Consider the following 6266-nt stretch of genomic DNA (forward strand, 5'->3'; position numbering starts at 1 on the left):
ACATCATAATCTCTATGCCGACTTTTTATATCTTATAATAATTCTTTTATATCATCTTCTATTTCTTCTGGAGTTTTTTGTGGAGCAAATCTATCTACTAAGTTTCCTTCCTTATCCACTAAAAACTTTGTGAAATTCCATTTGATTTCATCTCCTAGGACCTCACCCTTTTCTTTTTTTAAGAATTTATAAAGTGGATGAGTATTTTCTCCATTTACTTCAATTTTTGACATCATTGGAAAAGTAACATTGAAGGTATCTGTGCAGAAGTTTGCAATTTCTTTTTCATCTCCTGGTTCTTGTTTTCCAAATTGGTTGCAAGGAAATCCTAAGATTACAAAGCCTTGGTCTTTATATTTTTCATATAATTTTTGAAGTCCGTCATATTGCTTTGTAAACCCACAATTACTAGCAGTATTTACGATAAGCATAACTTTTCCCTTAAATTTTTCTAAAGATAAATCATTTCCCTGTATATCTTTTACTGTAAAATCGTATATCATCTATATCTCCTTCTTTACTAAAATTATAAGCTTATTTTAATATTACCCCAAAATAAAAAAAGAACTATCAAAAGATAGCCCTTTTATTAACCCAAGAGTATGTCAAGAATCATCATGACAATAAATCCTATGATTATTCCATAGGTTGCCTGTCTTTCATAACCCCTACTGTGAGTTTCTGGGATGATTTCATCACTAATAACAAAAAGCATAGCTCCACCTGCTAGGGCAAGTATAAATGGCAAAACTGGTTCAAAAATAAGTACCAAACCATAGCCAAGAAAGGCTCCAATAGGTTCTACAAGTCCTGTGAGTAATGCAATTAAGAAAGAAAATTTAACAGAATAATCTTCTCTTACTAGAGATAAGGCAACTGCTAAACCCTCTGGCATATTTTGTAATGCAATTCCAAAAGCTATTGCGACCCCATTAGAAATATCATCTGTCCCAAATCCTACACCAGTTGCAAGTCCTTCTGGGAAATTATGGATAGTTATCGCTATTATAAACAACCATATTTTAGATAAACTTTCTGTGTTTTTACCTTCAACTTTTTTATTTATCAAGTGTTCATGGGGAGCAAATTTATCTATCATATCAATTAAAAAAGCTCCCATAAATATTCCAAGCGAGCAAATCATGACAGCCTTAAAATCTCCTCCGCCATATTCGATACTTGGAATAATTAAAGAAAAGCAAGAAGCCGCAAGCATAACTCCTGCTGCCCCTCCTAAGAAAGTATCAAGAAGCCCTCTTGAAACTTTTCTTGTGAAAAATATAGGAATAGCTCCAACTCCGGTCATCAAACCAGGCAAAACTAAACCCAAAAATATTGTCCAATTCATTTTATCTCCTTATATTCATTAATAAATTATAGGCTTTCTAATCTTTCTTTTTTAGAAAAGCTACAACCACAATAATCTTGTCTATAAAGATGATGGTCTTTTGATAATTCAATTGATCTTTTGTAGCCATTTTCTTTTTTAAAATCAGAATATAAATAATTTACTCCATATTTTTCTCCACAAACCGCTCCAATTTTATTTAATAATTGGGCATTTTTGTAAGGACTTATGGATAGGCTTGTTGTAAAATAGTCAAAATTATTTTCTTTTGCATATTTTGCAGCTTCATCAAGTCTTAATTTAAAGCAGATGCTACATCTTGCTCCGCCTTCCTTATCATCTTCATGGCCCTTAACTGCATCATAAAATTCTTGACTATTATAACTAGGATCAATTGTTTCAACTTTTAAATCCATCTCATCTATAAGTCTTCTAAGTTCTTCTAATCTATAAAAATATTCATCTGACGTATCAATATTTGGATTGTAGAATAAAACACTTATATCAAATGCTTCATTTAATCTTTCAAGAACTGCACTAGAGCAAGGCCCACAACAAGCGTGTAGCAATAATTTAGGTCTTGATCCATTTAGACTTTTTATTATTTTTTTCATTTCATTGTTGTAATTTAATTTTTGCAAAAAATCACCTAATTCAAGTTTTTATATCTTTGTATGTTTTGATCAGATAGAAAATCGTAGGCATTGTTTATTTCTTGGAACTTTTCAGTCGCTCCTTCTTCCTTATTTATGTCAGGATGGTAAATCTTTGCAAGTTTTCTATAGGCAAGTCTGATTTCATACTTATCTGCATTGTAGGAAACTCCCAAAGTGTCGCAGGCTTTTTCATATTGGTCTTTAAAAGATGAAAATGGACTAGATCCAGAAGATGATCCCTGATTGTAATAACCTTGATTATAATTTCCATAATCACCATAATTGCCATAGCTTTGACCCCCAGCTTGTCTGAAAAATTCTTCAAAATCCTCAAAACCGTTGAAAGTGTAGTAAGTTCCACCAAAATTTTCAAATCTTTTCTTGTATTCTTCTTCTCTTCTTTTTCTTTCTTCTTCGGCTCTTTTTTGTCTTTCTTTTTCTAGATTTTCCCTATATTTTTTGCCATAGTCTTCCATCTTTTCAAAAGATTTCTTCCTACCCAACAAATAATAATCAGCCTTATCATAAAAATATTCAGTAGCTATATAGTGAATATATTTTAAATAAGATACTGCAATTGTTCCAATAAATGGCACTATCAAAGACAAGAAAATAAGAAGAAGTAGGCCCGGTTTTCTTGCCAAACCATAAAGCAAATAGCTATTAAAAAGTAAAATTACCAACAGACAACCACCCATAGACAACAAAAGTGCGATCATTTGTCTAAAAGATGAAAAAACGGTAACTAAAATATTCACTATAAAAATAAGAAATCTCAAAAGATAGTCTATTATTCCTCCGATTCCCTTATAAAAATATCCTAAAATTTTTGTCATTTTGTCTCCTTGTATTTATTGATAAATTCAAGATCTTCCACTTCAAGTCCGTTCTCTCCTGCAGAAAATTCTAGATGATGAGTTAGCTCGTGGCCAAGAGTTGATTTGATTTTTTCTTTTAAATCTTCTTTTTCTAAATAGCCAAACATTTTCATAAATGACCCATAATATATTACTATTGAATTTCCCAAAAGATCTCTCCTATAGGCTCCAAGTGCTATAAGGTCATCATCTACTGATTCTGGATGATAAAATATATTTTCTTCTATAATTATTCCAGCATTTAGTCCATCAAAATATTTTTTGTCAAATTCGTCATAAACTTCTTCAACTAAATCTGAAAATTCATCGTAGCTATAATTTCCCATCATAAAAAGGCAGACCTAGCTGCCGCTCCTTTCAAAAATAAAAGATGCTTAAAATCTAAGCTCTTTGATATCGATAAAACTAGCCTTGTACTTTTCTTCTAAATTTAAATAAACTGACCTTCTATATCCTGTAAGATACCTCTTAATTCTGCCCTGTGAAAGACTTTTCTTTTCCTTTAGCTGGTCTATTATTAAATCTTGTATAAAAACTAAATTTCTATTCGGGTAAAGTTTTTTTATATAATCTTTTACTATATAAAAATTAGTGTCCATAAAATAGATATTATCTTCATCTCCAATATAAGACTTTAAAATATTATCGACAATATAAATAGGACTTGTAAATATTTGGATTTGATTTGATAAAAGCTGCCCATCAATTAAGCTTATATCTTTTCTTTCTTTTTCTAGATGATTTTTAAATCTCTTATTAGTTATGACCAGGTCCTTAGGCTCTAGCAAACCATAAAAGCTATCTAGTCCATCTATTAGATTTTTATTATCTAGGCAAAGAGCAAGTGTTGGATTTGTAGTTAAAATATATTCAAAATCAAATAAATCTATGGCCTTATTTAAATGATTTTTTAAGCCAGATCTCAAGGAATAAGGATAATTTACATTATCAACAAGCAAGTCATAATTACAAGATAAATGTTTTTTAAATTCCTGGCAAGACATTATGGCCCCAAGTCCATCATCTAAATATAAGATTTTATTAATCATAGTTTTCACCTATAGTTTTAGCCTTATAAACATATTTATAGCTATCTTTATACATCTCATATGCCAGGTCTAGTTTATCCTCTGAATCAAAAATGCAAAATATAGTCGGCCCTGACCCAGACATAAGAGAAAGTCCTTTTTTATTTAAGTTATCTTTTAGTTTTTTCAAATCTGGATTTTTTTCAAAAACGTATTTTTCCATCTTATTTTCAAACACATTTTTTAAAGATGAAAAATCTTTATTCCCTAGATATTTTATAATACTATCAAAGTCAATTCTCTTATTATCTAATTTTAAATTTGAATAAACTTCCTTAGTCGAAACTTCATAGCCTGGATTAATTATCAAAATATGAAAATTTGAAAAATCAGAAATTTTTTCAAGCTTTTCTCCAATCCCAGTCGCAAGATAAGTTCCCATCCTAAGCATATAAGGAAAATCTGCCCCAAGTCCAAGACCAATTTCAGACAATTCTTCCATGCTAAGATTTAAATTATAAAGCTCATTTAAAGCAAGCATACAAGCTGCTCCGTCTGAACTTCCGCCTGCAAGGCCTGCTCCAATTGGAATGTTTTTTTTAAGACTTATTTCAAGAGGAAGAGATCTTTTGCAATAAGCTTCCATGGCCCTATGAGCCTTGTGGATTAAATTATCTTCAGTAAGTAAAGATTTATCTTGGCAAATAAAATTAAAACCCTTATCAATTTTTTTAAATTCTAACTCATCATAGAGAGAAATTTTTTGCATTATTGTTTTTATTTCATGATAAGAATCTTCTCTTTTTCTAATTACATCCAAGGATAAATTTATTTTTGCATATGCTTTTAATTTCATAATCAACCTCTAGCTAATTATAACACAAATAAAAAAGACCTTGAATATTCAAGGTCTTGATTATAATCTCTTATTTTATCTTAAAATTAAAGATTAAATACTTTTTTAACATTTGTCATAACTACTCTACCGATATCATCTTGAGCATCTATAGTTGATCCACCGATATGAGGAGTTACATAAACTCTATCAAGTTCAAATAATGGAGAAGAAACTTTAACATCTTGAGTATCTAATCCGCCAGATCCAAGTTCGTCAGCTAAAGTATCTAGGTTAGCTCCACCTAATTTACCATTTTTGATGTATTTGTAAAGAGCTTCTTCATCAATTATACCACCACGTGCAGCATTGATTAGAACTGTACCATCTTTCATTTCTTCCATTTGTTTATCTGAAATCATATTTTTAGTATCTGGAGTTAATGGAAGGTGAAGTGTTATAATGTCTGCTCTTTTACATAGTTCGTCAAAATCAAGTAATTCTACGAAATCAAAATCATTGTTTTGTGGTTTGTAGAATGGGTCATATGCAACAACATCCATTTTGAAAACTCTTGCAATTTCAGCAACTCTTCTACCGATTGCTCCGAAACCAACTATACCCATAGTTTTGTTTCTAAGTTCTCTACCAATCCATCTGTATTTGTTCCAAATACCATCTTCTTTGATTTCATGTTGTGCTTGGTAAGAATTTCTATATAAATCAAGTGCTTTACAGAAAACTAGTTCAGCAACTGCGTTAGCATTTTGTCCAGGTGAGTTACATACTTCTATACCTTTTTCTTTTGCATATTCTAGATCAATATGGTTAGTACCAGTAGAACCTACCATTATTGCTTTAAGATTCTTGGCTGAATCTAAAACATTTTTGTCAATAAATGGGTCTACTCTCATTACTAATAGGTCGTATGGTGCAATTATTTCTGCTAGTTTTTCTGAAGTAGGTAGCATTTCCTTATCTACTTCGAAGCCAAGCTCTTTAAGCTCTTTTTCAATAATATCAGAAACATAATCTACTATTAAAGCTTTCATTAAATTATCTCTCCCTTTCACTTTTTCAGTAATATTCCTAATCTCAATTGTAACCCAAGTTCGGCTACTTTTCAATATGATTTTATTATAATATAAAATTATTCTTATAACAAAATTGTAAATATTTCATAAATATTGTATCATATTTATTTTAATACTTACACCAAATAAATTAATTAATAAAAATAATTTTAAATTTAACAACATATTTAAAATAAAAGCCTTAAAAATAAAAATAATTAAATTTATTTCTATAAATAAGACTATATATAAATTTAATCTTGCAACATGAATAATAATTTTTATTTAGCTATAAATCAATAATATTTATAATAAGCAAATTAATAAAAATATTGTACTAGCAAAATTTACACAATATTTTATATTTTACATAGATTATAGAAAAACAAATCAAAAATCTAATAAATTTTAAAGAGTAATTTTAGGCAAATAAAAAACCCCGAAAATT

8 protein-coding genes are annotated in these 6266 nt (G+C 29.5%); all 8 read right to left on the reverse strand.

All coding sequences use genetic code 11. The features are described from left to right. Nucleotides 1-32: 32 nt before the first annotated feature. Complete coding sequence (locus HGPB_RS07855) at nucleotides 33-503, reverse strand: glutathione peroxidase (RefSeq protein WP_019133139.1); 471 nt, start codon at nucleotides 501-503, stop codon at nucleotides 33-35. A gap of 86 nt (nucleotides 504-589) precedes the next feature. After that, nucleotides 590-1348, reverse strand: coding sequence for a ZIP family metal transporter (locus HGPB_RS07860; RefSeq protein ID WP_019133140.1), 759 nt, complete (start codon nucleotides 1346-1348; stop codon nucleotides 590-592). Between the two features lie 26 nt (nucleotides 1349-1374). After that, on the reverse strand, nucleotides 1375-1989 hold the full coding sequence (locus HGPB_RS07865) for an epoxyqueuosine reductase QueH (RefSeq protein WP_019133141.1): 615 nt from the start codon (nucleotides 1987-1989) through the stop codon (nucleotides 1375-1377). Nucleotides 1990-1997: 8 nt separating this feature from the next. Beyond that, the gene (locus HGPB_RS07870; protein ID WP_019133142.1) at nucleotides 1998-2840 is read right to left on the reverse strand and encodes a DnaJ domain-containing protein; all 843 of its coding nucleotides are present in this window, start codon (nucleotides 2838-2840) and stop codon (nucleotides 1998-2000) included. Beyond that, nucleotides 2837-3211, reverse strand: a complete 375-nt coding sequence (locus HGPB_RS07875; RefSeq protein ID WP_019133143.1) for a metallopeptidase family protein — start codon at nucleotides 3209-3211, stop codon at nucleotides 2837-2839. Before HGPB_RS07875 ends, HGPB_RS07870 begins: the two co-directional genes overlap by 4 nt. A gap of 45 nt (nucleotides 3212-3256) precedes the next feature. After that, nucleotides 3257-3931, reverse strand: a complete 675-nt coding sequence (locus HGPB_RS07880; RefSeq protein WP_019133144.1) for a hypothetical protein — start codon at nucleotides 3929-3931, stop codon at nucleotides 3257-3259. Then, nucleotides 3924-4766 (reverse strand): 4-(cytidine 5'-diphospho)-2-C-methyl-D-erythritol kinase, encoded by an 843-nt coding sequence (gene ispE / locus HGPB_RS07885; RefSeq protein WP_019133145.1) that lies wholly within the window; start codon nucleotides 4764-4766, stop codon nucleotides 3924-3926. The genes HGPB_RS07880 and ispE overlap by 8 nt, the downstream gene beginning before the upstream one ends. Nucleotides 4767-4852: 86 nt before the next feature. Next, nucleotides 4853-5797 carry a D-2-hydroxyacid dehydrogenase gene (locus tag HGPB_RS07890; protein WP_019133146.1) on the reverse strand — a complete coding sequence of 315 codons (945 nt, stop codon included), beginning with the start codon at nucleotides 5795-5797 and terminating at the stop codon, nucleotides 4853-4855. Nucleotides 5798-6266: the final 469 nt, after the last annotated feature.

The sequence above is a fragment of the Peptoniphilus obesi ph1 genome (genome assembly GCF_000311865.1).
Classification (GTDB): Bacteria; Bacillota; Clostridia; order Tissierellales; family Peptoniphilaceae; genus Peptoniphilus_E; species Peptoniphilus_E obesi.